Here is a 23,497-nt window from a genome sequence, read left to right as displayed (position 1 = left end):
GCCTAGACCGGGCGCGTAAACCGGGGCAGGTTGATTAGGGACGGCTGGGATCGTCGGAAACGCGCACCAGCATCTTGCCGAAATTCCGGCCGGCCAGCACACCGATCAAAGCGGCGGGCGCATTTTCCAATCCTTCGATGATGTCTTCACGGTATTTCAGGGAACCGTCACGAATCCAGCCGCCGACCTCTTTTTCAAAGGCTGGGAAACGGTCGTAGCGATCGGTGACGATGAAGCCTTGGATCTTCAGCCGTTTGGTCAGAATGTTCCGCATCACCCGCGCCGACATATCCGGGCCCGGCGGCAGTTCGGTGAGGTTGTAGTTCGCGATCAACCCGCAGACCGGGATCCGACCGAAATCGTTCATCAACGGCAGGACCGCCGCGAAAACCTTGCCGCCGACATTCTCGAAATAGACGTCGATGCCATCGGGGCATGCCTTTTCAAGATCCGTCTTCAGCGTTTCGCTTCGGTGGCTGACACAGGCATCGAAACCCAGCTCCTCCATCACATAGGCGCACTTGTCTGCCGGGCCCGCTATCCCGACCACGCGACACCCTTTGATCTTGGCGATCTGTCCCACGACCGATCCGACCGCGCCGGAAGCGGCAGCGACGACAACCGTATCACCGGGTTTCGGTTCCCCGATGTCGAGCAACCCGACATAGGCCGTCAGCCCCGGCATGCCCAAGACGCCCACAGCAGTCGAAATCGGCGCAACCGCCGGATCCAGCTTCCGGACCAGGGAACCGTCGCTGACCGAAAAGCTCTGCCAGCCGAACATACCAAGGACGAAGTCGCCTTCCGAGAATTTGGGATTCCGAGACTGCACAACCTGGCCCACGACCCCGCCGGTCATCACGTCGCCGATTTGCACGGAGGCTGCATAGGACTTCGCATCGTCCATCCGCCCGCGCATATAGGGATCGATGGAAAGATATATCGTGCGGACGACGATCTCGCCCTCCCCCGCCTCAGGTATCGGGCTTTGGACGATGTCGAAGTTTTCCGGTATGGGTTCGCCTGTCGGCCGAGAGGCGAGCAGCACCTGCGTATTCATCGTCGTCATCTTGGTATCCTCCTCACGCAACCTGCCCTGCGGCAGCGGCTGGGAAACGCATATTGTCGAGCCGTTCGGCAGCCAGTCTGGCTTCTTCCAGAATATCGGCGAAGATGTCCGCGACCGGTTTCACTTCAGTCGCGAAGACCGCCGACTGCCCAAGGGAAAGTACACCCTTGTTCCAATCGCCGCTGGTATAGGCTTCCTTCTGGTGAATGCCGGCGACGAAGGGCTTGTATTCCTCGTAATCCGTAACGCCTTCGGACTCCAATTTTGAAACCGACCTTGCGTCTTCGTTGTCATAGGCACGGTACGTATTTCGGAAGGACGACATGATAAGCCGCGTGTCCCTCTCACTCGCTTCAACGACTTTGTCCTTGTAGGCGCGATGGGCCCAAATCTCCTCCGACACCGTCATGCGTGATCCCATTACGACCGCATCCGCCCCCATGGCAAGGGCGGCGGCTACCTGGCTGCCATGGCCGATCCCACCGCCGACGATATAGGGGATGGTGAGGCTTTGCGCTGCTGCCGCCGTCTGAACCATGGTGCCGACCAGGTCCAAGCCCGGGTGACCGCCGCATTCGGCGCCCACGATGGTGACCGCGTCGACGCCGAGGCTTTCGGCCTTCGCCGCGTGTTTGATGGAAGCAACCTTGTGATTGATGATTACGCCGGCCGACTTCAAATCGCCCAGGAATTCCTGCGGGGGCATGCCGGCGGTTTCGACGATGTCGACGCCTTCGTCCAACATGATATCGACATGGGTATGCAGCATGTCGTTCGATCCCGGCTGCATCGACAGATACAGGTTCACGCCGAAACGCTTGCCGCCGGTCAGTTCGCGGCATTTCTGCAGTTCCGCCCGGAAGGCTTCCGGGTCCGGGAAGGTCTTCGCGGTCATGAAGCCCATGCCGCCCGCGTTAACACTCGCCGCCACGTAATTGGCATCCGACAACCACATCAGCCCGCCGCAAATCAAAGGGTGTTCTATACCGAAAAGGTCAGTGATCCGGGTTTTGAACAGTTGAGCCATAAAACTCTCCTCAAACGGTACTAGCCGGCTGCGGCCCGGGTTTGGGCCTCCTCGCGCAGGGAATTCTTAAGGATCTTACCTGCGGGCGTTACCGGCAGGTTATCGCTGAAGATGTACTCAGACGGCCGCTTGTAGGGAGCAAGGCTGGCTTCCGCATGCGCCCGCAGCGCCTCCATCGTTATCGTCCTACCCGCGATCGGTTGGACAAAGGCGACTACCTCTTCATTGCCGTCAACCGACCGGCCAACAACCGCAGAGAGCGCCACGTCGGGATGGCTGTTCAGTGCGGTTTCCACATCAATGGGATAGACGTTGAAGCCGGACCGAATGATCAACTCCTTCAAACGCCCGACAATATAGAAATAGCCGTCCGCCGTACGTTTCGCGAAATCGCCGGTACGATACCATCCATCCGGCAAGAGGACTTTCGCCGTCTCTTCCGGATTGTGGTAATAGCCCTTCATATTACCCGGGCTGCGCACCCAAAACTCCCCAATCTCCCCGTTCGGCATGTCTTCCAAAGTATTCGCGTCGACAATTCGAGCTTCGACCGATTTGAACAGAACGCCGACGCTGTCATCGTCAGCGGGATACTCCAACGTCGTCGCACATACGCCGGCTGTGGTTTCCGTCAAGCCGTAGCCGTTCTTCAACTGCACCTTCCACATCGCTTCGATCCGTTGCTTGATGGACAGGTCCAGCGGTGCACCGCCGGCAGAGGTATACCGTATCTTCGGTGGCGCCATAGGCGTGCCCCGGACGGTCGCCAGCTCGAGGAAATGGGCGTACATCGCGGGTACGCCCTGAAAGATCGTCACATCGTCGTTCTCAAGCAGGTCAGCGATATCACGCGGCACAAAGCGCGATCGCAGGATGAGTTCTCCAGCGCCGAAAACCGTGCCGATGAACACCGATGAAAGACCGAAGACATGGGAAATCGGCAGAACGCCAAGCGTCCTCTCGCCGGGCTTGGTGCCGCGCAACTCCGCTGACCGTTGGGCGGTGAAAAGCAGATTCCAATGGGTGAGCATCACCCCCTTCGGTTGCCCGGTCGTGCCGGACGTATAAAGCAGAACGGCAACAGCGGAACCATCTTCCGGCTCCCCTGCCTCCGGCACCTCATCCACCGCAGGGGTCGCCTGTATGCCGGTAGTGGGGCCCAGGTCGATGTCATCCGCGCCATCAGCCACCGCCATAGCCGCCGCCGGTTCCGAAATCGCGCCTGTATAGAACCGGGCCCTGGCCTTGCAGTGTGCCGCGATCCGGTCGATCTCAGCCTTCGCGATTCTGGCGTTCACAATCGCGGACCACGCGCCGATCCTGCTGACGGCAAAAATCAACACGCATAGCGCCGCGCAATTTTCGTTCACAAGCAAGACCCGGTCACCTTGACGAATGCCGTGGGCGCGCAAGGCGGTTTCTGCCGAATCTACCGCTGCCTTAAGCTCATTGCCGGTGAAAACGTGGTCCAATGCCCTGATAATGACCTCTTCACCGGCAAGGTCCGGAAGGCGGTCCACCAAGTCATGTATTCGGTGGAACGAACGCCACGCATCCAAATCAGACATACCCGTACCCTGATGTATTTTTCTTCAATTCGTCCCGGACTTGCGCCTACCGACGAACCACTCTTGTTGGGGAACATTTTGTTTGGGTTGCTGTTCAGGGGCAAGCGGCAATGGCGAAAATATGATCCACCGCTTCAGTCGCGCGCCGTCAGTCGCGTTTGACTGGCGCCTCACCGCTAGCCTGCGCCTTGGCGAGCGCTTCGGCGTCCTGCTTGCCATAGGTCGAGAATTTGTCGAGCACCCGGGCCATTTCGGCCGGGTCCAGAAGAATCGGTTCACCCGCCTCGCAGGCCAGGAAGTATTGATGGCAGAGGGCCTCCACCTCAATTGCCAACCACAGGGCTTTTGCCAGGTTCGGACCGAAACAGATCGTGCCATGGTTCGCCAGAAGGCAGGCTTTTCGGCCCTCCAATGCCCGCAGCATGTTTTCGGACAATTCCTTGGTGCCGAAGGTCGCATAATCAGCGCATCGCAGGTCGGCCCCACCGGCCACCGCAATCATGTAGTGGAACGGCGGGATGTCCTTGCGCAGACAGGAAAGCGCCGTGGCATGGGTGGAGTGCGTATGGACAATGGCCTGGGCTTCCGGTCGGCTGCGATAGATGTCCAAATGCATCCGCCATTCCGACGACGGCGCCCATTCGCCGTAATATCCGCCGTCCAAATCCATCTCGACGACCTGATCCGGCGTCATTGCATCATAGGGCACGCCCGAAGCGGTGATCAGGAAACCTTTATCGCTGCGCAGGCTGACATTACCGGATGTTCCCTGGTTGATGCCGCTGGCATTCATCGCCAGGCAGGTTTCGATAACCGCTTTCCTGGACTTTAAATTACCGAGACGCGCCATTGCCGGCCCTACGCTCCACAAAGTTACGGATCGCTGCAAGTTCCTGATCGAAAAGCGTTCGCAATTCGACAGCTGTATCCGCCAATACGACCCCGCCGCCGGAACGTGCCGCAGTTTCAATAGTTTTGGCCAATTCAGCGCTGGCATTCATACTAAGCGCCGCACAGGAAGATTTCAGGGAATGGGCCGCTTCCGCGACAGCAGAAAGGTTTCCGGACTTCCCCCCCACATCAATCAAACCGATCAGCCGGGGACCTTCGGCCTCCATTTCCTTCAGCGCAAACAAGGCCCCATCGACCCCCGCATATTCGAGGAGGTCTTCGAATTCCGGATTGACCTGAATGTCCAATTCTCAAGACTCCCACGCACTTGCCGGAGTTTCGATCCGATGGCCACTACATTGTAGGAGAAAAATAGTCGGAAATACCAGCGCTGGCCGGTACCGTCAGGAAACGCTGAAGCTTTCACCACAGCCGCATCGGGCCGTCTCGTTCGGATTGGCGAAGGTGAAGCCGGACGCGAATTTGCTTTCCTCGTAGTCCATTTCCGCGCCGATCAGGAACATGACCGCAGCAGGGTCGATGAAAACCTTCACGCCCTTGTCTTCCACAACCTCTTCGAACTGCTTCTTGTCCTTGGCGTATTCGACCACGTAGGAGAGGCCGGAACACCCCTTGTTCGCCACGGCGACGCGAAGGCCCAGGACGTCCTCGCCTCCCTTTTCCACCAATGCCTGAACGCGCTGCGCGGCAGCGTCAGTCAAGGTCACGATTGGGGTACCATCACCGAACATTTTTACTCTCCATCATGCTCAAACCGATAAATTGTGTCTGCTCAAGCGTTCGACAACCAGGGGCCATGGGAATCAGCCAAAAGAATTCCCGTTAGAAAAAGTCCAAGGCCATCTTCGCGTCGTCGGACATCTGGTCGGGCGTCCACGGCGGTGTCCACGTCAGTGTCACCACGACCTCACCGACCCCTTCAACCCCGGCCAACGCCTGAGCGACTTGGCCCGGCATCTCACCGGCCACCGGGCAGGCCGGCGCGGTCAGGGTCATAGTAACATCAACATCCCCATTGTCCTGCATCGTACATTCGTAAATCAGGCCAAGATCGTAGATGTTTACCGGAATTTCCGGGTCGTGCACGGTGCGCAACGCGGCTTCCAATTCTTCCGGTTTGGCTTTTTGCGTGCCTTCGGGCAAGGGGTAGCCGGCGCGCGCCTGCGTCCCTTCCTCGGCGGCTTGCCCGCCATCGCCGAACAAGTCGTATCCTGGGTATGGACTTAACATCGCTACTATTCCCGTTCGATATCGGTTCGGCTATCCCTAGCCAAAAATCCGTTTCACTTTCTCAAGCGCATTGGCAAGGGTGTCGACCTCAGCGCGCGTGTTGTACATGCCGAAACTGGCCCGTGTCGTTCCCGTTACACCGAACCGGTGCATCAGCGGTTCCGCGCAATGGTGCCCTGCGCGCACGCAAACACCTTCCCGGTCGACGATCGTCGCAATATCGTGTGGATGCGCATCGCCCATGGTGAAGGAAATCACCGCCGCCTTGTGACCGGCGGTCCCGTAGATGCGCAAGCCGTCGATGGCAGACAGCCGTTGGGTTGCGTATTGCAGCAGATCCGCCTCATGCATGGCGATCCCGTCCAGCCCGACGCCCGTCACATAGTCGATCGCAGCACCAAGCCCGATCGCCTGAACGATCGGCGGTGTTCCAGCTTCGAATTTCGCGGGCAGTTCCGCCCAGGTCGATCCTTCATAGGCAACCGTGGAAATCATGTCCCCACCCCCGAAAAAGGGAGGCATCGCGTCCAGGACATCTTCCTTGCCATAGAGTACGCCGATCCCTGACGGTCCGTATAGCTTGTGGCCGGTGAAGGCGTAGAAGTCGCAATCCAGATCCTGCACATCGATCGGCATGTGCATCACGGCTTGACTGCCGTCGAACAACACTTTCGCGCCCGCCTGGTGGGCGGCATCGACAATCTGCTTCGCCGGTGTGACGCTGCCCAGCACATTCGAAACATGCGTGATAGCGACCAGTTTCGTTCGGTCGGTCAGCAGGTCGCGAAACGCATCCATCCGCAATTCACCGTCATCGGTGATCGGCGCGACTTTCAGGACGATTCCCATCATGTCCCGCAGCAACTGCCAGGGAACGATGTTGGAGTGATGTTCCATGTCGGAGATGATGACCTCATCCCCTTCCTTCATGCAGCCACGCCCGAAACTATAGGCGACCAGATTGATCGCAGCTGTCGTATTGCTGCAGAAGACGATATTCCGTTCCGAGGGTGCGTTCAGGAAGGCACGCACCTTTTCCCGCGCAGCCTCATAAGCCCCGGTGATATTCTCACTGTAGGCATAGGCGCCGCGATGGACGTTGGCGTATTCATTCTCGTAGTGCCAGCGCATCAGATCGATGACCTGCTTGGGCTTCTGGGCGGATGCGCCGCTATCCAGGAAGCACAAGGGCTTGCCGTGAACTTCCGTCGACAGGATCGGGAAGTCCGCGCGCACGGCCTCTACATCGTAAACCGGATTTACCGCGCCTGCTGCCGCACTCATACCAGTCCTCCTTTGAACAACGGCTGCAATCGTGCAGCCAGATGTTCGTGCAGGGCGTCTCTGACGGACGCCTTCTGAATCTCATCCAACGCTTCCATCAGGAAGGCTTGAACCAGTATCGCGCGCGCGGTCACCGCGTCGATCCCACGGGCCCGCAAATAAAACAGCTGTTCATCATCCAAGGCCCCGATCGTCGCGCCATGGCTGCACCGAACATCATCTGCATAGATTTCCAGTTCGGGCTTTGAATCCGCTTCAGCCTTGTCTGAAAGCAGCAAGGACTTGTTCAGCTGATGTCCGTCCGTGTTCTGCGCATCCGGCCTGACCAGGATCTTTCCCTGGAAAACGCCGCGGGACTCATCCGCCAGGACACCCTTGAAGACCTCCCGGCTGGTGCTGTTCGGCTTGGCGTGGTCGATAAAGGTCGTGTTGTCGACATGGGACCCGCCATGTCCCAGGTAAGCCCCGTTCAACCGGCCTTCCACGTGTTCCCCGTCCAGCGTCATCCGCACATCGTTGCGGACCGTCCCCAGACCCAGGCTAAGCGTGAATCCGTCATAGACGGACTTATCCGAACAGCGGATCGCCGTCGTCGACAAGTCGAACCCGTCCACTGCCTGATCTTGAAGCTTGTAGTGCCCCAAGCGCGCGGACGGTGCCAAGACAACTTCCGTAACGGTGTTTGAAAAGGTCGGCGCGCCCTTCAGCCCAATATGGGATTCGATAACCGTCGCTTCGGCATTTTCATCCAACTGTATCAGGAACCGCGGGTGATACGCGGCCGGCGCACTCCCGGCATAGCCGACGGAAACGATGTGCAGCGGCTTGTCCAGCGCCTTGCCGGCGTCAATTCGCACCAGAACCCCGTCATCCAAATGTGCCGTATTCAACGCAGCCATCGGCGCCATGTCGAGCGGGATGAGAGATGCCAATGTATCGGTTACGGCCGAGTCGGACATCGCTTCGGGAAGCGGCAGGACGCGAACGCCCTTCGGCAGGCCGTTCAAATCCGACAAGACCGAATCGAACCGCCCGTTCAGAAGGACGACCGTATACGCATCCAAAACCGGCAGCGCGGATTTAACCGTATCGAAATCGGCGCCGTCACCGGCGGGACCACTCCATTCGACCTTCCGCAATGCGTTCAGGCTGGTGTATTTCCAGGGCTCTGATTTTTGTGTCGGCAAACCCGCTGCGGCAATAGCACGCCTGCCTTCGGCCCGCAGCGCCGCCAATGGTCCGCGAGCGCCTTCATCCGCCGGACGACCGCCAGGGGCCGCGTCGAGCAACCGCTCGAGTACCGGCTCCAGCGTCTGTTCTTGTACATTTCCGCTCATGGTTTAGGCCGCCGCTTCCAGGATATGGGCGTAGCCGTGTTCCTCAAGTTCCAGGGCAAGGGACTTGTCCCCGGATTTGATAATCCGGCCATTGGCCAGAACATGCACCTTGTCGGGCACCACATAGTCCAACAGACGCTGGTAATGGGTAATGACCAACATCGCGCGTTCCGGCGCGCGCAACGCATTTACACCATCGGCGACAAGTTTCAGCGCATCGATATCCAGGCCACTATCCGTTTCGTCCAGAATGGCGAGCTTCGGTTCCAGAACGGCCATCTGCAGGGTCTCGTTCCGCTTTTTCTCACCGCCTGAAAAGCCGACATTCACCGCGCGCTTCAGCATGTCGTCCGGCATGTTCAGATCCTTGGCCTTGCCGCGAACGAACTTCACGAACTCCATCGCATCGAATTCGGCTTCACCCTGGTACTTTCGCTTGGCGTTCACCGAATGCCGCAGGAAGGTCGTTCCTGCCACACCCGGGATCTCCACCGGGTATTGAAAGGCCAGGAAGACGCCTTCGCAGGCGCGTTCTTCCGGTGCCAGGTCCAGCAGGTTCTTGCCGTCATAGATCACTTCACCGCCCGTGACCTCATAGCCATCGCGGCCGGCCAGCACATAGGACAAAGTGCTTTTGCCCGATCCATTCGGACCCATGATCGCATGAACCTCACCCGGTTCGACGGTCAGATTGATCCCTTTCAGGATTTCCTTCCCATCCACTTCCGCATGCAGGTCACGTATTTCCAACAAGGCCATCGTCGCTTACTCCTTGGTGCATCGAATATTCCCCCCGTCCCGGGGTTGGTTTCGGCTTTCGCCCGAAACCGCTATCCGACGCTGCCTTCCAAACTGATACCGATAAGTTTCTGTGCCTCTACGGCGAACTCCATGGGCAGGGTCTGCATAACTTCCTTGCAGAACCCGTTCACGATGAGTCCGACCGCGTCTTCCGCGCTCATTCCCCGTGACAGGCAATAGAACAGTTGATCGTCGCTGATCTTCGAGGTCGTCGCCTCGTGCTCAACCTTCGCATTAGGATTCCGGCTTTCGATATAGGGCACCGTATGCGCGCCGCAGGTATCCCCGATCAGCAGGCTGTCACACTGGGTGAAGTTCCGTGCACCTTCCGCCTTGGGCATAATGCGCACCAAACCGCGATAGGTCTGGTCGGCACGCCCGGCGGAAATCCCCTTCGAGATGATCTTAGAGGTCGTATTCTTCCCGATATGGATCATTTTCGTACCCGTATCGGCCTGCTGCGCATTATTGGTAATGGCAACCGAATAAAACTCGCCTACCGAATTATCACCCTGCAGGATGCAGCTTGGATACTTCCAGGTAACGGCCGAACCGGTTTCCACTTGCGTCCAGGAAATCTTGGAACTGCGCCCCCGACATGCACCGCGCTTGGTGACGAAATTATAGATCCCGCCCTTGCCGTTTTCGTCGCCCGGATACCAGTTCTGGACCGTCGAATACTTGATTTCCGCATTATCCAGCGCAATCAATTCCACGACCGCCGCATGAAGCTGGTTTTCGTCCCGCTGCGGGGCGGTACACCCTTCCAGATAGCTTACATAGGAATCATCATCGGCGATGATCAATGTGCGTTCGAACTGGCCGGTGTTTTCCGCATTGATCCGGAAATAGGTCGACAATTCCATCGGGCAGCGGACGCCCTTGGGAATATAGACGAAGCTGCCATCGGTGAAGACAGCGCTGTTCAAGCAGGCATGCTTATTGTCCGAATAGGGAACCACGGATCCGATATATTTGCGGACAAGATCCGGATGGTTTTTTACCGCTTCTGAAATCGAACAGAAGATAACCCCGTGCTTTTCCAATTCCTTCTTGAAAGTCGTCGCGACGGAGACACTATCGAACACCGCGTCGACCGCGACCTTCGGCGCGCCTTCAACGCCTGCGAGCACTTCCTGTTCGCGCAGCGGAATGCCCAGTTTCTCATACATTTCCAGCAGCTTGGGGTCGACTTCGTCCAGGCTTTTGGGTTTGTTGTCCGACCCTTTAGGCGCCGCGTAGTAATAGGCTTCCTGATAGTCGATTTCCGGGAAGGCGACTTTCTGCCACTTCGGCTCGGGCATTTCCTGCCAAGCCCGGAACGCCTTCAAACGCCATTCCAACAGCCATTCCGGCTCCTCCTTCTTGGCGGAGATCATCCGGACGATATCTTCGTTCACGCCCTTCGGCGCGATATCCATTTCAATATCCGTCGAGAAACCATATTTGTACTTCTCGGTACCGAGATCGCGGACCTGCTGGACGGTTTCCTTTGTCGCTACCATGGGACCTACTCCAATTCACCAACCGCAGAAGCGGGCTTCACCCCAGCCACCGGCGGCACATCGATAAAATTCGGGACACTGTTCACGGACAGTATCTCTTCCAAACTGACGGATTCGAATGCTGTCTGAACCGCTGTGTTCAACCGGTCCCAGCGCCCACGCATGGGGCAGCATGTTTCAACCGAGCAATCACCTGTCGCTTCGTCCACACAAGCGGTCAGCGCCACCGGACCATCAATCGCGGAAATGATCTCAGCCACGGACACCTCGGACGACAATCGGTCCAGGACGTATCCACCCTGAGTGCCGCGCCGGGATTCGATCACCTCGCTCCGCGCCAACAATTTCAGCACCTTCGCGACAGTCGGTTGCGGAAGCGCCGTCGCCTCCGCCAGATCGATCGCGGTCATGACCTCGCCTGAGCGCCCCGCCATCTGGCTGAGCACCACTACCGCGTAATCTGTGAGCCGGCTCAATCTGAGCATCGTCACTTCCAATGCGCTTGAATTTAAATAGGACCAATTTGGTCCGATCCTTAAGGACAATATTAGTCCTATTTAGCCTCATGACAAGCGCGGAGACGGAAAAACGACCGTATAGAAGTGATTTTGGAGCGGTTCTGGAAGAGTTCAAAACCGACTTTCGGCCTTGAACCCTGCGAGAGCATGGCGCCAGACGTGCTGCCTTTTCGGCACTCCGGCCATCTGCACGCTGCCACCGGGGCAAGGACTATTGCCATGCGCCACGCGCGGACATGAAAACCGGGCCGGAAGCATCGCTTCGGCCCGGTTATCCAATCAACAAAGGATCGGCCCAAGCCCCGAGAGGCTTGGATCATCCCAACTTAGATCACGCCATATGCCAGCATGGCGTCTGCGACCTTCACGAAACCGGCAATATTCGCACCAGCGACATAATCGGTATCGCCATCCTTGCCCTTGCCTTCGCCGTATTTGTGGCAGCTGTCGTGAATGCCCTTCATGATGTTCTGCAGAAGGTCCTGAAGCTCGCCTTCCTTCCAAGAAATGCGCGCTGAGTTCTGGCTCATTTCCAAGCCGGAAACAGCCACACCGCCCGCATTCGCAGCTTTCGCCGGGCCAAACAGGACACCTGCGGCCTGGAAGGCGTGCATGGCATCAAGTTCGGTCGGCATGTTGGCGCCTTCCGCGAGCCCGCGGACACCGTTCTTGATCAACTCGTTCGCATCCGAGATATCGATCTCGTTTTGCGTCGCGCAGGGCAGCGCGAAATCGCAGGAGACGCTCCACGGGCGCTTGCCTTCATGATAGGACGCGTTGGTGAAGTGGTCCGCATACTCCGAGATCCGGCCGCGGCGGACGTTCTTGAGGTTTTTGATCCAGTTGACCTTTTCCTCGGAGATCCCGTCCGGGTCGTGAATGAAACCGGCCGAATCCGACATTGTCAGAACCTTGCCGCCCAACTGGTTGACCTTTTCAGCCGCATGCGTCGCGACGTTCCCGGAACCGGACAGGACGACATTCGCGCCGGACATGTCGACGCCTTTCTGATCCAGCATGTTCTGCAGGAAATAAACCGCGCCGTAACCGGTGGCTTCGGTCCGGATCAGCGAGCCGCCGAATTCCAGGCCCTTACCGGTCAACACGCCTTCGAAGCGGTTGGTCAGCTGCTTATAGGCACCGAACATATAGCCGATTTCGCGCGAACCGACCCCGATATCCCCCGCCGGCACATCCGTATCCGGACCGATGTGACGGAAAAGCTCGTGCATGAAGGACTGGCAGAAGCGCATCACTTCCCGATCCGACTTGCCCTTCGGGTTGAAGTTCGCGCCGCCCTTGCCGCCGCCCATCGGCAAACCGGTCAGCGAGTTCTTGAACTGCTGTTCGAAGCCGAGGAACTTCAAAACGCTTTGCGTCACCGTCGGGTGGAAGCGGCAACCGCCCTTATAAGGGCCGATCGCGTTGTTGAACTGAACACGGAAACCACGGTTAACGCGGATATTGCCCTCATCGTCTTCCCAGCAGACTCGGAAGGAAATCGTACGATCCGGCTCGGTCATACGTTCCAGAATCTGCATATCTTCATAGGTCGGATTCGCGACGATATACGGCATCAAAGATGCGGCGACCTCGAAAACCGCCTGATGGAATTCAGGCTCCCCTGGATTCCGTTTTTTGAGACCGTCCATAAAATTCTCAAGTCTCTGCTCTACTTCCGACATGGATGTATCCTTCCCCAGCTGCACGCCCGTTTGGGCGGTATGTTATTGTAACGACGACAATACCCGGACCCTTGAGATCCGGGTTCAAAACCCATTTCGTGACGTGACCGGAGGTAGGAAACTTGCGGGACCCGCCACCGGAAAACGATCTACGGGACAAAGCCTAGCAGGCTTTTTGCATCGCTTACAATGACACCTTTGACCTTGGAGTCATTTTCCAGGATCCGGGTTATCGGTCTAAGCGTTGGAATGACATGAAAAATCCCGCCTGCAGCGCGAGGGGCCCCTATTCGTCAGGCAGTTTCACCCGAAGACCGTCGATTGCGCCGCTGACGCGGATTTGGCAGGTAAGCCGGGACGTTCTGGTCAATCCGAAGGCCAAATCGAGCATGTCTTCTTCTTCGTCGCTCGGCGGATCCAGTTTGTCGTACCAATCAGAGTCCACAACCATATGGCAGGTCGCACAAGCCAGAGACCCTTCGCAGGCGGCCTCAATATCGACATCATTGTCGATCGCGACTTCCATGACCGACAGGCCGTCGCGGGCGTCCACGACTGTTTCACTGCCGTCTCGGTTTACAAAAGTAATTTTCGCCATTTTTGACCGCCACACTTCACAAGACACGCTTTCGGGCTGGGTTTTTGTTCCTTGAGGCCCTGACTGTAAAGAAAAAATCCGTCCAAACCGTTAACGATTATGAGCCGATACGGGCGGCCATGCGGTGAAAGGCTTCCAGGAAACCGTCAACATCCTCGTCCCGGCTGTTCCAGCCAAAACTGACCCGGATTGCAGAACCAGATATGTCGTCGCCCAGCCCCATCTCCCGCAAAACATGGCTCGTCTTGATCTTCCCGGACGAGCACGCTGCCCCCGCACTGACGGCAATGCCTTCCAGATCCATCATCATGACCTGCGTTTCCGCGGGGACACCGGGAAGGGCAACACAACAGACATGGCCTACCCGGGGGCTGTTGGCGGCGACAATCACCGACGCCGGAATGGTTTCGCGCAAAGCGACCTCAAGCCGGTCGCGCAATTCCCGCGCCTTCGCCACATTCGGCCCGTAAGAGGGCGCGGATGCACAGACAGCGCCCATCCCGGCAATGCCGGCCGGGTTTTCCGTGCCTGAGCGCATGCCCCGTTCCTGCCCGCCGCCCCGGATGATAGCGTTCAACGCCACCCCCGGTCCTGTTGCCACGGCGCCAACGCCGCGCGGACCGCCCATCTTGTGGGCTGAAATTGTCACGATATCGATGCCCCGCTCCAGCATGTCGATGGGCATGTGACCTGCCGCCTGTACGGCGTCGCAATGGACCTTTGCGCCGGCGGCATGGGCAACGGCGACGACCTCATCGATCGGTTGGACAACACCGGTTTCATTGTTCACCGCCATCACCGAGACCAGACAGTTGCGCCAATCCCGGTCCGCGAGCATGCGTTGAAGGAAACCGATATCGACCACTCCATCCGCCTTCACGGGCAAATGTTCAGCATCGCCGACGGCTTCCAACACAGAGGGATGTTCGGTCCCATTGACGATGACCCGGCGCGGTTCTCCTTCCGGCACAAAACCGCGGATGGCCAAATTATTCGCTTCGGTAGCACCGCTGGTGAAGATCACGTCCTGGGTACGCCCGCCAACCAGGATGGCCACATCCTCCCGGGCGCGCTCGATGATCGCGCGCGCCTCCCGACCCGATTGATGGACGGAAGACGGATTTCCGCCGATGCCGAGCGCGGCAACAGCCGTGTCGCGCGCCTCCGGTTTCAAAGGCGCACTCGCGTTGTAATCAAGGTAGATCTTATCAGGCATGGCCGCGTTTCTAGAGCATGTCGCGCCAATAGGGAATATCCGTAAGCGCCTCGGTACGCGTTGTGGCTATTCCGCGGCGGCGCGCCGCTCTTCCAATGCCTCGGGGCTGTTATCCATGCCGGCAATATTGCCGCTAAGAACATCAGCGACCGTAACGGAGCTGAGATATTCAAAGATTTGCAAGCTAAGCCCTTCCCACAAGTGGTGGGTGATGCAGCGGGTCTTGTTGTTCATGCACCCTTCCGGCGAGGTCGGGGTGCAGCGCGTCGCGCGGATCGGCTCATCAACCGCGACCACAATATCGGAGATCCGCAGTTGATCCGCCGGCCGCGCCAGCATGTAACCGCCACCCGGACCGCGCACGCTACGCACGGCCCCGCCTTTGCGGAGCTTCGCGAACAACTGTTCCAAATAGGATAGAGAAATTTCCTGCCGCCGGGCGATATCCGCCAGCGCCACAGGTCGATCGGCCCCCATATTCGCCAAATCGACCAGCGCCATTACCGCATAGCGGCCTTTCGTACTCAAGCGCACAGGTTCGATCTCCCATTATTCACGGTTCGTTTCGCGAACCGAATAAGCATATTGGTGCGATTAGACTTAGATCGGGCAAGGATCAAGTCCAGTACCGGCACAAAACTCGGTGATCATAATGAATGGCTTTACGGCTGGCGAATAAAAGTTAAGGCCGGCATCGCTGCCAGCCTTAGCCTAATTCGCAACTCCCTCGGAACTGGAAAGCCTATTGCTTCGAGTCCGATACGCGGTAGTCCATGTCACCCGACGACCCGGTTGCCCCCGGCGTGGCAGCACGATTTTCGGACTCTTCCAATCGCCCTTCCAACACTTGAACCTGGTTCCGCAGGATCGTGACTTCCTGCATCAGGCCTTCAAGTGCACGCGCGACCGGATCGGGCAAATCGCCCATCGGCGTGCCGTAGGGCGAGAAGACGGTTTCCTGCGCCTGTTGACGTGCAACGACGACCTTCGCCGGTATGCCCACGACAGTAACACCGTAGGGAACGTCTTTCACAACAACCGAGTTGGCACCGACGCGCGCGCATTTTCCGACCGTGATCGGGCCCAAGATCTGCGCCCCGCAACCGATGATAACGCCATCTTCCAATGTTGGGTGACGTTTGACGCTGCGCTGCTTTTCGCTTTCCTCGGCAGGTGAAACACCGCCCAGGGTGACGTCTTGATAGAGGGTCACATTATCGCCGATTTCGGCAGTTTCCCCGATCACGACGCCCATGCCGTGGTCGATGAAGAATTTCTTGCCGATCTTCGCACCTGGGTGGATTTCGATCCCGGTCAGCCAACGCGCCGTCTGGCATATCATCCGCGGAAGCAAATGCCAGCCGCGCCGCCACAACGGGTGTGCCATTCGATAGGCCATGATGGCGTGAAATGCGGGATAACAAAGCACGACTTCCAGCCGCGATCGCGCGGCGGGATCGCGTGCAATCATGCCATCGATTTCATCGATAATCGTTCGTAGTACCGTCATTTCCGTCCCCACCCGCTGCTGTGGACCCGTAGTGCCCATCCCGGCGAACCCCTCGCCTAGCCGAGCACGATATCGCCGGTCAAGAAGAATCCGGCTCATTGTTAACTCTCCGGAAGATATAATAGGGTTGAAGCGACAATCAATTATCATTCAGGAAAAAATACATTCGACATTGGTCTTATTGTCGGCCGAAGCAGCCTTACCTTTGCCCCGGAAAGTCGCGATCCTTATTGATCGGGTATTGCAGAGTTGCCCAAGAACGCCCAAAAAAGAGTGGTACAATACGTAACGTGCATCCGACATGGGGTTCACGTCCTTGAGGGAAACTCCTTCCCCTGTGGATGTGTGCCCTTTTTGCATGAACGACGCTATTGCGATACCGGCTGACCCCTTCGGGTCATTGCATAATTGTGGACTAGGATTGGAAGCGTATGCCTGAAGTCATAATCAACGGACCGGAAGGACGTCTCGAGGGCCGCTATACGCATGGCGCCGAGCCGGATGCACCAATTGCGCTGTTTCTTCATCCGCATCCGCAGCATGGCGGAACGATGAACAACCGCGTGGTCTACACCATGTACAATACGTTCGCGGATAGGGGCTTTTCCTGCCTGCGGTTCAATTTCCGCGGCGTTGGAAGAAGTCAGGGCATCTTCGCGAAAGGCGAAGGCGAATTGTCCGATGCGGCTTCCGCCCTGGACTGGCTGCAAAGCTTCAATGAGAACGCCAAGCAATGTTGGATCGCCGGCTTCTCCTTCGGGGCATGGATCGGCATGCAATTGCTGATGCGCCGTCCGGAAATCACCAGCTTCATCTCGGTTGCCCCGCCGGCGAATATCTACGACTTCACCTTCCTAGCCCCATGCCCGTCATCCGGTTTGGTTATCCATGGCTCGGAAGATACGATCGTGCCGCCGGATTCGGTGACGAAACTGGTGCAGAAGATCAATTCCCAGAAGACCATCACGGTCACGGAAAAGGTACTGGAAGGCGCCAACCACTTCTTCGCCAACCAATTGGACGATATCGCGGAACTGACCGAGTCCTATCTCGACGAAAACAATGCAGGGCACCCCAAGGGTCAGGCCGCGGACTGATTTTTGGCCGGCTTGCCCTCGGACGGCCTCTGCATATCCTGCGGGGGATGACATAACTTGCCGCCGCATATCGGCGCAGGGACCGCGGTTGTGGATGGGAAACTTGTGGGTAGTCCGCGCAAATGGCGGACGGCCAGGAACGCGAAAGCCTGGGCTTCCAGTGCGTCGCCGTCATAACCGGCTTCTTCGATTGGCAAGACAGGCACACCGAGCCTTTCCGACAACCCCCGCATCAAGGTGGCGTTTTTCCGTCCCCCGCCTGTGACAAAGACCGACACGGGTGGTTTTGGATAGGGGGCTTTGGCAACACTTTCCACCGTGAACGCCGCCAAGGTCGCGGCGCCATCCTCAAGCGACAGGTTGGACACCGCATCGGCGGAGAAATCGTTTCGGTCGAGGGATTTTGGCGGCAATCGGTCGAAATAGGGATGGTCCAACAAACGCGCCAGGACATCCGGGACGACCTTGCCAGCCGACGCGATTTTTCCGCCCTCGTCGAAGGCAATGCCGGCTTCCGTCATCAGCCAATCGTCAATCAGGGCATTTCCCGGCCCGGTATCGAACGCAATCGGCAGGGCATCATCGTCCATCCAGGTAACGTTTCCGACCCCGCCCAGATTCAGAACCACGGCGGGTTTTGCCTGTCCCATCATGATCGCCTGGTGATAGGCGGGCGCGAAAGGCGCGCCTTCCCCGCCCGCGGCCACATCGGCCGAACGAAAATCGCAAACGACGGGCAAGCCGGTTTCACACGCAAGCAGATCGCCATCACCGATCTGCCAAGTGAACCGTTTGGCGGGATCATGGGCGATCGTCTGACCATGAAAACCAATGACAGCAACCTCCGACATCGGGATAGACGCCAACGCCAACAAAGCCCGAACCGCATCGGCATGGCGCAGGGTCAACTCCCGTTCGACGGCTTCGATTTCTGGGGTTCCCTGGCGTGCGCCGAGGATGGCGCGGAGCTTATCCCGGAAGCCCTCGTCGTAGGATTCCATGACCGACGGGCCGACCGCCGTCACCGTATCGCCGTCCGTCCTGATCAATGCGGCGTCCACACCATCCATGCTGGTTCCGCTCATCAGGCCAAGGGCCCATACCGGTCCGTCCGCCATTCGTCCTCCCTTGCGCAACAGGGGAACCGCCATTTAAAGGTCCTTCCTTGTCCCGCCGTCTACATTGCCGCTTACGCGGGCACATGCTAAACCGCGCCGCCGTGCAAGCCAAACCGCACGGCAACCGACAACAAACAACACGACCCGATAACCTTTCACCGAGTATCCGACCCATGGCGAATCCGAAATCAGACTTCCTGCGCATCGTCACCGAGCGCGGTTTTGTCCATCAATGCACCGATGCCGACGGTATCGATGCGGAAACCGCGAAGGGTCCTATGCCGGCATATATCGGTTTCGATGCAACGGCGACGTCCCTGCATGCCGGCAGCCTTTTGCCGATCATGTTGCTGCGGTGGCTGCAGAAGACCGGCAACAAACCCATCGTGCTCATGGGCGGCGGGACCACCCGGGTCGGCGATCCCAGCGGCAAGGACGAAAGCCGGAAACTGCTGACCGACGAACAGATCGCCGACAATATTGCGGGCATCAAACGCGTCTTCGCCAAGTTCCTGACTTTCGGGGACGGGCCGACGGACGCCGTCATGGTGAACAACGACGATTGGCTCCGCGGGCTTAACTACATCGATTTCCTGCGCGACATCGGCCGGCATTTCACCATCAACCGCATGCTATCCTTCGATTCAGTGAAGCTGCGCTTGGACCGCGAACAGCCGCTGACCTTCCTGGAATTCAACTACATGATCCTGCAGGCCTACGACTTCATGGAGTTGAACAAACGGGTCGGCTGCAAAATGCAGATGGGCGGTTCGGATCAATGGGGCAATATCGTCAATGGGATCGAATTGACCCGCCGGGTTTCAGGCAATGAAGTCTTCGGCTTGACGGTACCGTTGCTGACCACGTCCGGTGGCGCAAAGATGGGCAAGACCGCCTCCGGCGCGATCTGGCTGGATGGGGATCAATTGTCGCCCTACGATTATTGGCAGTTCTGGCGAAATACGGACGACGCCGATGTCGGCCGCTTCCTGCGTCTGTTCACGGATATGGACATTGCGGAGATCGCCAAGCTGGAAGCCCTGGAGGGCTCCGAAATAAACGAGGCAAAGAAGATTCTAGCGCACGAAGCGACCAGTTTGCTTCACGGTGCAGCGGCAGCCGAAGCCGCGGCCGAAACGGCGCGCAAGACCTTCGACGCCGGTCAAATTGCAAACGACCTGCCCACGGTCGAGATCCCGCGTGGGGACCTTGAGGCCGGCATCGGCATTCTCGATATTCTGAACCGCGCGGGCCTCGCGGCCAGCAACGGGGAAGCGCGCCGGTTGATCAAGAACGGTGGCGCCCGTCTGAATGACGAGAAGATCGCCAGCGACAGCATGACGGTCACGCTTTCCGATCTTATGGATGAGGGCGTGATCAAACTGTCTTCTGGGAAGAAACGTCATATCTTGGTGCGTCCCGCTTAACAGCGGGCGCGCCGTCGATCGGCGCCTGCCCGTCAATTGCCGCCGATCGCCGGTCCCGTCGTCCCGCCGGAATCGTCGCGTCCGGTATCAAGCGGCTCAACCGGCTCCGTATCCGCCTTGAACAAACGCCGCAGGAAACTCGGTGCCAGTGCGGAGAGCGGATTGACCGCAACCTCGGGATCTTCGAGTGGACCGTCGATTTTGTAGTTCGCCGCAAACAGCCCCTGACCTTCCCCGCCGACAACCAAGGGACCGATCAGCGGGATCGCACCCAGGACACGGTTGACCGAATAGGCGGGCACCACGGTGCCTTCCACAGCGACGAATTCGGCATCCGTGTCGATATGGCCGGTTCCCGTGATCCCTATGGAACTTCCGTAAGCGCGGGCGTCTTCGAACTCCAAAAAGCCGTCGTCGAAACTGAAATTCGCCGCCATCTCGTCAAATGCCAAACCGGCTTCAGAAAAGGCGGAAAGAATTCCGGTAAGCGACATGAACTCCAACAACTTGGCGATTGCCGGCGCATTGCTTAGCGAAAAATCCTCGACCAGAACGGTGCCGGTCATCGGTGCATCCAACGTCTTTCGCTGTGCCTGGACGGAAAGCTGACCGCCACGGATCCGGTTCGTCCAGTTAAAGGCATCCAGCGCAGCGCCGGCGTTATCGGCCGATACATTCAAGGTCTGCCCCGGCCCCGCCGGTTCCAGCCGGATCAAGAGCGCGCTGCCATCCGATACCCTTGCATCCAACCGAAGGGCCAGGACATCGTCACCATCATGCGCCATAGTGACCGCGACATCCTGAAGGCGCCTCTGCGCGCCGGCCACAATCTCGTCAAAACTCGCCATCAGGTCGAATGGCAGGCCGGGTTCCTCTTCAGTGGGATCGCCACGATCGGGTTCAAGAAAATGATTGATGTCGAAGCGTTTGCCTTCAGCATCGATACTCAACCCGCCGTCCGTCCGGCGCTTGATGACGCCCTTGGCATCGTTCCCCCGATAACTCAGGTGATCGATATCGACCCGCATGATCGTGGAAAAGTCCTGCCCTAATAGAACCGTACCCGTCCCATCCAATTCGTCGGTCTTCAGGACGACATCCTCCAACCGCGCACCGCCTTCCGGCAGGAAGACCATCCGCAACGAAAGGTCCCCCGGAACACCCTTGGGTTTCGCCCAATTCAAGACGTCCGCGGTAATCACCGACTCCGTCACCTCTGCGGCAATGTCGAGCATGGCCGGGTGGCGGCGGAAGGATTGATAAGTCAGGTCTATTTTGGCGGATCCCTTGATATAAGGATCGAAATCGATACCCACGCCGCGCAGGAACTCGTCATCGACGATACCGGTCACGTCATAGCGCGAGCGCAGGTCCTGTGTGTCCTTGAAATTCTCCTGCCAGTCGATCAGCACCGGTTCACCGTTCATTTCGGCATTGCCGGAAATCGTCATCCCGGAAGTGTTCAAATCCAAATTGAGCACGCCATTGGAAATCGTCGAATCCAGCGGCGCGTTCTTCATCGACACATTCCGCATCGAAGCCCGCGCGGCATAAATCACGTCATCCGCTTTTAGAGAGTTCAACAGCCTGAACTTGAAGGACGTCTCGACATTTCCTTCCCCAGCCAAGTCGTTTGGATCGATATCAAGCTTGGTGATCAAACCGAGCGGCTTCTGGTCAAGCAGTTGAAGCGCATCCCTGAGGGGTGTTTCCAGGGCAACGGACACGCTGGCGTTTTCGAGCGTATCGAGTTCCGTCAAATCAACCCGGCCGGCCCCCAGCTTAATATTCTTGCCGACCTGCCCGCCTTCCGTCGTGATATTGAAATAGCCGGGGCCGAATTCCGCCCGGCCTGAGATGCCGACGACCGGCGGCAAGGGCCGAAAATAATGAACCGTGGCGTCACGGATTTCCATCGATCCACCGAATTGATCCAGCTCTATCGCCGCCGGGTCATCCAAAGGCACGCGCCCGCGCACTTCGATCGTCGCGGACGGCACCAGCGCTTTTGGGATATTGGGAAGAACCCAACTGCGCGCACCGCCTTTGATCGTCTCCGGCCAAAGCAATTCAAGTGCATTTGCCGAAAACGACGTAACATCGCCAGCAAGGTCGACCGCATAGGCGTTGCCGTCCTTCACCGCGGCCCCTCGCACGGCAAGTGAGGTCTCCTCTAGAAAGTCGACACGCGCTTCTTCAAGCACGATCGACATAAGATCCGCGTCGACACGGCCGGACAGGGCCAACCCCCGAAGCGCAAGCGGCTCAATGTCGAAGTCCGAAAGATCAAGCTCACCCTGCCCGCCCGTCACGGCGAAATCGGCGGCAATGATATCGCCCGCGGTCGTCGTCGTCAGCGCGGCGGTCCCGTCCAGCCGTGTCGCCAGCGGCTTCAAATCCGCCAACAGCGGGCTGATCGCCGCCAACCTCTTCGTATCGACGTCGAACAGTTTCAGCCCAGCGGTCAGGACAGGCGTTTCCTCGTCCAAATCCAGGTTGAGGACCATGCGGCCGAAATCGCCGCGCAAATTGATTTCGGCGTCTCGCGGTCTGCCGTCCAACAGAAGGCTCGCCTTCACCGACCCTGTCAGGGACGTTTGAACATCCTTCAGGAAAGAAGCTTCCGGGATCGCCCTGGCGACCAATGCTGGATCTAATTCTTCGAAACTCAGGGTGAAGGACATCGCCCTCGTATCCAGGGATCGCAGCATCACGGCGGATATCGGCGTTTCCTGGCCTACCGCGGTCAAAATGGAACTGACATTGCCGCGCAGCTCGTTCCCTTCCCGGACGAGGATGATGTTGGACTGTGGCATCCGCCAAGTCAGTCCTGCAACTTGATCGCTGACCGTGACGGTCGCGTTCAGAATGCCGACCTTGGTGAGATAGGCCAATCGGCTGTCCGGGTCCGGCGGGCGCATAAATGCATCCAGCACCGACATGGAGACTGGCGTTTCGTTGTCTCCCGCCTCAAGGTCTTGAGCGGACAAACCGAAGGAAAAGCGCCCATCCGCATCCCTCTGCACCAAGATTTCAGGTGAAGAGATCTCCAGACTGGTCGGTGCGATCAACCCACGGCCAAGCGCACGGATCGAAAGTCCTACCGACACTTCCGGCAAGACAATCGCCGGGCGCTCACCGGGCTGCCGTAACGTGACATTCTTGATCAGGATATCGACCGCCCGGTCCCAACCGCCCCAGGACAGGACAGTATCCTGTACCTCTATCTCCATCGGGCTTTCGAACTGCGACAAGGCCTGCTGCACGGCGGGCGTCAAAAAGGCGAGCGAAACGGGTCCCTGCGACAACCGCCAAAAGCCGATGCCCACAAGGAAAGCCAGTCCGGCTATTAGCCCAGCGGCGATTTCTAAAGTTATGCGTAGGCTGCGTCGTCGCACTTAGTACAAGAACCGTTCTTCTATGATTGCGGAAAGGAAACGGATTTCCGCCGCAATAGAGCATGTTCGCGCCCGCACTCCAAATGGAAGCGCCAAGGACACACCGGGGAAAACGCCAAGAACAAGCCGTAAGGCCTATACCTGCCGAACCTTGGAGAGCGGCCGAACTTCCCCTAGTCTGCCGCCCATTGGGAATG

General features: G+C 58.3%; 21 protein-coding genes. 2 read left to right on the top strand and 19 right to left on the bottom strand.

What is annotated here, in order from left to right; genetic code table 11:
- Positions 1-34: 34 nt before the first annotated feature.
- The 17 genes from EOI86_RS01940 to cysE all read right to left on the bottom strand — a co-directional run bounded on the left by EOI86_RS01940 (position 35) and on the right by cysE (position 16,260).
- Positions 35-1,069: an NADP-dependent oxidoreductase gene (locus tag EOI86_RS01940; RefSeq protein ID WP_127763461.1), complete on the bottom strand. Its 1,035-nt coding sequence runs from the start codon at positions 1,067-1,069 to the stop codon at positions 35-37.
- 13 nt (positions 1,070-1,082) lie between these two features.
- Entirely contained in the window at positions 1,083-2,096 is a 1,014-nt protein-coding gene (locus tag EOI86_RS01935; protein ID WP_127763460.1) for an NAD(P)H-dependent flavin oxidoreductase, read from the bottom strand.
- 20 nt (positions 2,097-2,116) lie between these two features.
- Positions 2,117-3,664 carry a class I adenylate-forming enzyme family protein gene (locus EOI86_RS01930; protein WP_127763459.1) on the bottom strand — a complete coding sequence of 516 codons (1,548 nt, stop codon included), beginning with the start codon at positions 3,662-3,664 and terminating at the stop codon, positions 2,117-2,119.
- 148 nt (positions 3,665-3,812) lie between these two features.
- On the bottom strand, positions 3,813-4,514 hold the full coding sequence (locus EOI86_RS01925) for a class II aldolase/adducin family protein (protein WP_127763458.1): 702 nt from the start codon (positions 4,512-4,514) through the stop codon (positions 3,813-3,815).
- Positions 4,498-4,863 carry an Hpt domain-containing protein gene (locus EOI86_RS01920; protein WP_127763457.1) on the bottom strand — a complete coding sequence of 122 codons (366 nt, stop codon included), beginning with the start codon at positions 4,861-4,863 and terminating at the stop codon, positions 4,498-4,500. The genes EOI86_RS01925 and EOI86_RS01920 overlap by 17 nt, the downstream gene beginning before the upstream one ends.
- 96 nt (positions 4,864-4,959) lie before the next feature.
- Positions 4,960-5,307 carry a HesB/IscA family protein gene (locus EOI86_RS01915; protein WP_127763456.1) on the bottom strand — a complete coding sequence of 116 codons (348 nt, stop codon included), beginning with the start codon at positions 5,305-5,307 and terminating at the stop codon, positions 4,960-4,962.
- A gap of 91 nt (positions 5,308-5,398) precedes the next feature.
- On the bottom strand, positions 5,399-5,806 hold the full coding sequence (locus EOI86_RS01910; protein WP_127763455.1) for an iron-sulfur cluster assembly protein: 408 nt from the start codon (positions 5,804-5,806) through the stop codon (positions 5,399-5,401).
- 36 nt (positions 5,807-5,842) lie between these two features.
- Positions 5,843-7,090 carry an aminotransferase class V-fold PLP-dependent enzyme gene (locus EOI86_RS01905; RefSeq protein ID WP_127763454.1) on the bottom strand — a complete coding sequence of 416 codons (1,248 nt, stop codon included), beginning with the start codon at positions 7,088-7,090 and terminating at the stop codon, positions 5,843-5,845.
- A complete protein-coding gene (gene sufD / locus EOI86_RS01900; RefSeq protein WP_127763453.1) occupies positions 7,087-8,427 on the bottom strand; it encodes a Fe-S cluster assembly protein SufD in 1,341 nt (446 codons plus the stop codon). Before sufD ends, EOI86_RS01905 begins: the two co-directional genes overlap by 4 nt.
- Before the next feature lie 3 nt (positions 8,428-8,430).
- A complete protein-coding gene (gene sufC / locus EOI86_RS01895; protein ID WP_420810078.1) occupies positions 8,431-9,186 on the bottom strand; it encodes a Fe-S cluster assembly ATPase SufC in 756 nt (251 codons plus the stop codon).
- 71 nt (positions 9,187-9,257) lie between these two features.
- Positions 9,258-10,733 carry a Fe-S cluster assembly protein SufB gene (sufB, locus tag EOI86_RS01890; protein ID WP_127763452.1) on the bottom strand — a complete coding sequence of 492 codons (1,476 nt, stop codon included), beginning with the start codon at positions 10,731-10,733 and terminating at the stop codon, positions 9,258-9,260.
- Positions 10,734-10,738: 5 nt separating this feature from the next.
- A complete protein-coding gene (locus EOI86_RS01885) occupies positions 10,739-11,218 on the bottom strand; it encodes an SUF system Fe-S cluster assembly regulator (protein WP_127763451.1) in 480 nt (159 codons plus the stop codon).
- A 359-nt stretch (positions 11,219-11,577) separates the two neighbouring features.
- Positions 11,578-12,936, bottom strand: a complete 1,359-nt coding sequence (gene gdhA, locus EOI86_RS01880) for an NADP-specific glutamate dehydrogenase (protein ID WP_127763450.1) — start codon at positions 12,934-12,936, stop codon at positions 11,578-11,580.
- Positions 12,937-13,222: 286 nt separating this feature from the next.
- Positions 13,223-13,534 carry a ferredoxin family 2Fe-2S iron-sulfur cluster binding protein gene (locus tag EOI86_RS01875; RefSeq protein ID WP_127763449.1) on the bottom strand — a complete coding sequence of 104 codons (312 nt, stop codon included), beginning with the start codon at positions 13,532-13,534 and terminating at the stop codon, positions 13,223-13,225.
- Positions 13,535-13,631: 97 nt separating this feature from the next.
- Positions 13,632-14,750: a cysteine desulfurase family protein gene (locus EOI86_RS01870; RefSeq protein ID WP_127763448.1), complete on the bottom strand. Its 1,119-nt coding sequence runs from the start codon at positions 14,748-14,750 to the stop codon at positions 13,632-13,634.
- Positions 14,751-14,816: 66 nt separating this feature from the next.
- A complete protein-coding gene (locus EOI86_RS01865; RefSeq protein ID WP_127763447.1) occupies positions 14,817-15,284 on the bottom strand; it encodes an Rrf2 family transcriptional regulator in 468 nt (155 codons plus the stop codon).
- A 208-nt stretch (positions 15,285-15,492) separates the two neighbouring features.
- A complete protein-coding gene (gene cysE, locus EOI86_RS01860; RefSeq protein WP_240035551.1) occupies positions 15,493-16,260 on the bottom strand; it encodes a serine O-acetyltransferase in 768 nt (255 codons plus the stop codon).
- Between the two features lie 431 nt (positions 16,261-16,691).
- Here cysE and EOI86_RS01855 point away from each other — a divergent pair, with 431 nt between their 5' ends.
- Positions 16,692-17,357 (top strand): alpha/beta hydrolase, encoded by a 666-nt coding sequence (locus EOI86_RS01855; protein ID WP_127763446.1) that lies wholly within the window; start codon positions 16,692-16,694, stop codon positions 17,355-17,357.
- Here the strand turns inward: EOI86_RS01855 and EOI86_RS01850 are convergent.
- Complete coding sequence (locus EOI86_RS01850; protein ID WP_127763445.1) at positions 17,342-18,508, bottom strand: anhydro-N-acetylmuramic acid kinase; 1,167 nt, start codon at positions 18,506-18,508, stop codon at positions 17,342-17,344. The genes EOI86_RS01855 and EOI86_RS01850 overlap by 16 nt on opposite strands.
- Before the next feature lie 140 nt (positions 18,509-18,648).
- On the opposite strand from EOI86_RS01850, the gene tyrS reads away from it, so the two are divergent.
- The gene (gene tyrS / locus EOI86_RS01845; protein ID WP_127763444.1) at positions 18,649-19,902 is read left to right on the top strand and encodes a tyrosine--tRNA ligase; all 1,254 of its coding nucleotides are present in this window, start codon (positions 18,649-18,651) and stop codon (positions 19,900-19,902) included.
- Positions 19,903-19,934: 32 nt separating this feature from the next.
- On the opposite strand, the gene EOI86_RS01840 is transcribed toward tyrS, so the two are convergent.
- The gene (locus tag EOI86_RS01840; protein WP_150132792.1) at positions 19,935-23,210 is read right to left on the bottom strand and encodes a YhdP family protein; all 3,276 of its coding nucleotides are present in this window, start codon (positions 23,208-23,210) and stop codon (positions 19,935-19,937) included.
- Positions 23,211-23,497: the final 287 nt, after the last annotated feature.

The organism is Hwanghaeella grinnelliae (genome assembly GCF_004005845.1).
Taxonomy (GTDB): domain Bacteria; phylum Pseudomonadota; class Alphaproteobacteria; order UBA8366; family Aestuariispiraceae; genus Hwanghaeella; species Hwanghaeella grinnelliae.
Note: the sequence above shows the minus strand (reverse complement) of the source record. Positions and strands in the feature narration are given on the sequence as shown.

What these genes read in the sequence shown, in the direction of transcription:
- EOI86_RS01870 (WP_127763448.1), bottom strand. Translation starts at nt 14,750, where the DNA reads ATGCCTGATAAGATCTACCTTGATTACAACGCGAGTGCGCCTTTGAAA.
- EOI86_RS01915 (WP_127763456.1), bottom strand. Translation starts at nt 5,307, where the DNA reads ATGTTCGGTGATGGTACCCCAATCGTGACCTTGACTGACGCTGCCGCG.
- EOI86_RS01905 (WP_127763454.1), bottom strand. Translation starts at nt 7,090, where the DNA reads ATGAGTGCGGCAGCAGGCGCGGTAAATCCGGTTTACGATGTAGAGGCC.
- EOI86_RS01885 (WP_127763451.1), bottom strand. Translation starts at nt 11,218, where the DNA reads ATGCTCAGATTGAGCCGGCTCACAGATTACGCGGTAGTGGTGCTCAGC.
- EOI86_RS01875 (WP_127763449.1), bottom strand. Translation starts at nt 13,534, where the DNA reads ATGGCGAAAATTACTTTTGTAAACCGAGACGGCAGTGAAACAGTCGTG.
- EOI86_RS01935 (WP_127763460.1), bottom strand. Translation starts at nt 2,096, where the DNA reads ATGGCTCAACTGTTCAAAACCCGGATCACTGACCTTTTCGGTATAGAA.
- EOI86_RS01855 (WP_127763446.1), top strand. Translation starts at nt 16,692, where the DNA reads ATGCCTGAAGTCATAATCAACGGACCGGAAGGACGTCTCGAGGGCCGC.
- EOI86_RS01850 (WP_127763445.1), bottom strand. Translation starts at nt 18,508, where the DNA reads ATGGCGGTTCCCCTGTTGCGCAAGGGAGGACGAATGGCGGACGGACCG.
- gdhA (WP_127763450.1), bottom strand. Translation starts at nt 12,936, where the DNA reads ATGTCGGAAGTAGAGCAGAGACTTGAGAATTTTATGGACGGTCTCAAA.
- tyrS (WP_127763444.1), top strand. Translation starts at nt 18,649, where the DNA reads ATGGCGAATCCGAAATCAGACTTCCTGCGCATCGTCACCGAGCGCGGT.
- EOI86_RS01930 (WP_127763459.1), bottom strand. Translation starts at nt 3,664, where the DNA reads ATGTCTGATTTGGATGCGTGGCGTTCGTTCCACCGAATACATGACTTG.
- EOI86_RS01940 (WP_127763461.1), bottom strand. Translation starts at nt 1,069, where the DNA reads ATGACGACGATGAATACGCAGGTGCTGCTCGCCTCTCGGCCGACAGGC.
- sufD (WP_127763453.1), bottom strand. Translation starts at nt 8,427, where the DNA reads ATGAGCGGAAATGTACAAGAACAGACGCTGGAGCCGGTACTCGAGCGG.
- sufB (WP_127763452.1), bottom strand. Translation starts at nt 10,733, where the DNA reads ATGGTAGCGACAAAGGAAACCGTCCAGCAGGTCCGCGATCTCGGTACC.
- sufC (WP_420810078.1), bottom strand. Translation starts at nt 9,186, where the DNA reads ATGGCCTTGTTGGAAATACGTGACCTGCATGCGGAAGTGGATGGGAAG.
- cysE (WP_240035551.1), bottom strand. Translation starts at nt 16,260, where the DNA reads ATGACGGTACTACGAACGATTATCGATGAAATCGATGGCATGATTGCA.
- EOI86_RS01910 (WP_127763455.1), bottom strand. Translation starts at nt 5,806, where the DNA reads ATGTTAAGTCCATACCCAGGATACGACTTGTTCGGCGATGGCGGGCAA.
- EOI86_RS01925 (WP_127763458.1), bottom strand. Translation starts at nt 4,514, where the DNA reads ATGGCGCGTCTCGGTAATTTAAAGTCCAGGAAAGCGGTTATCGAAACC.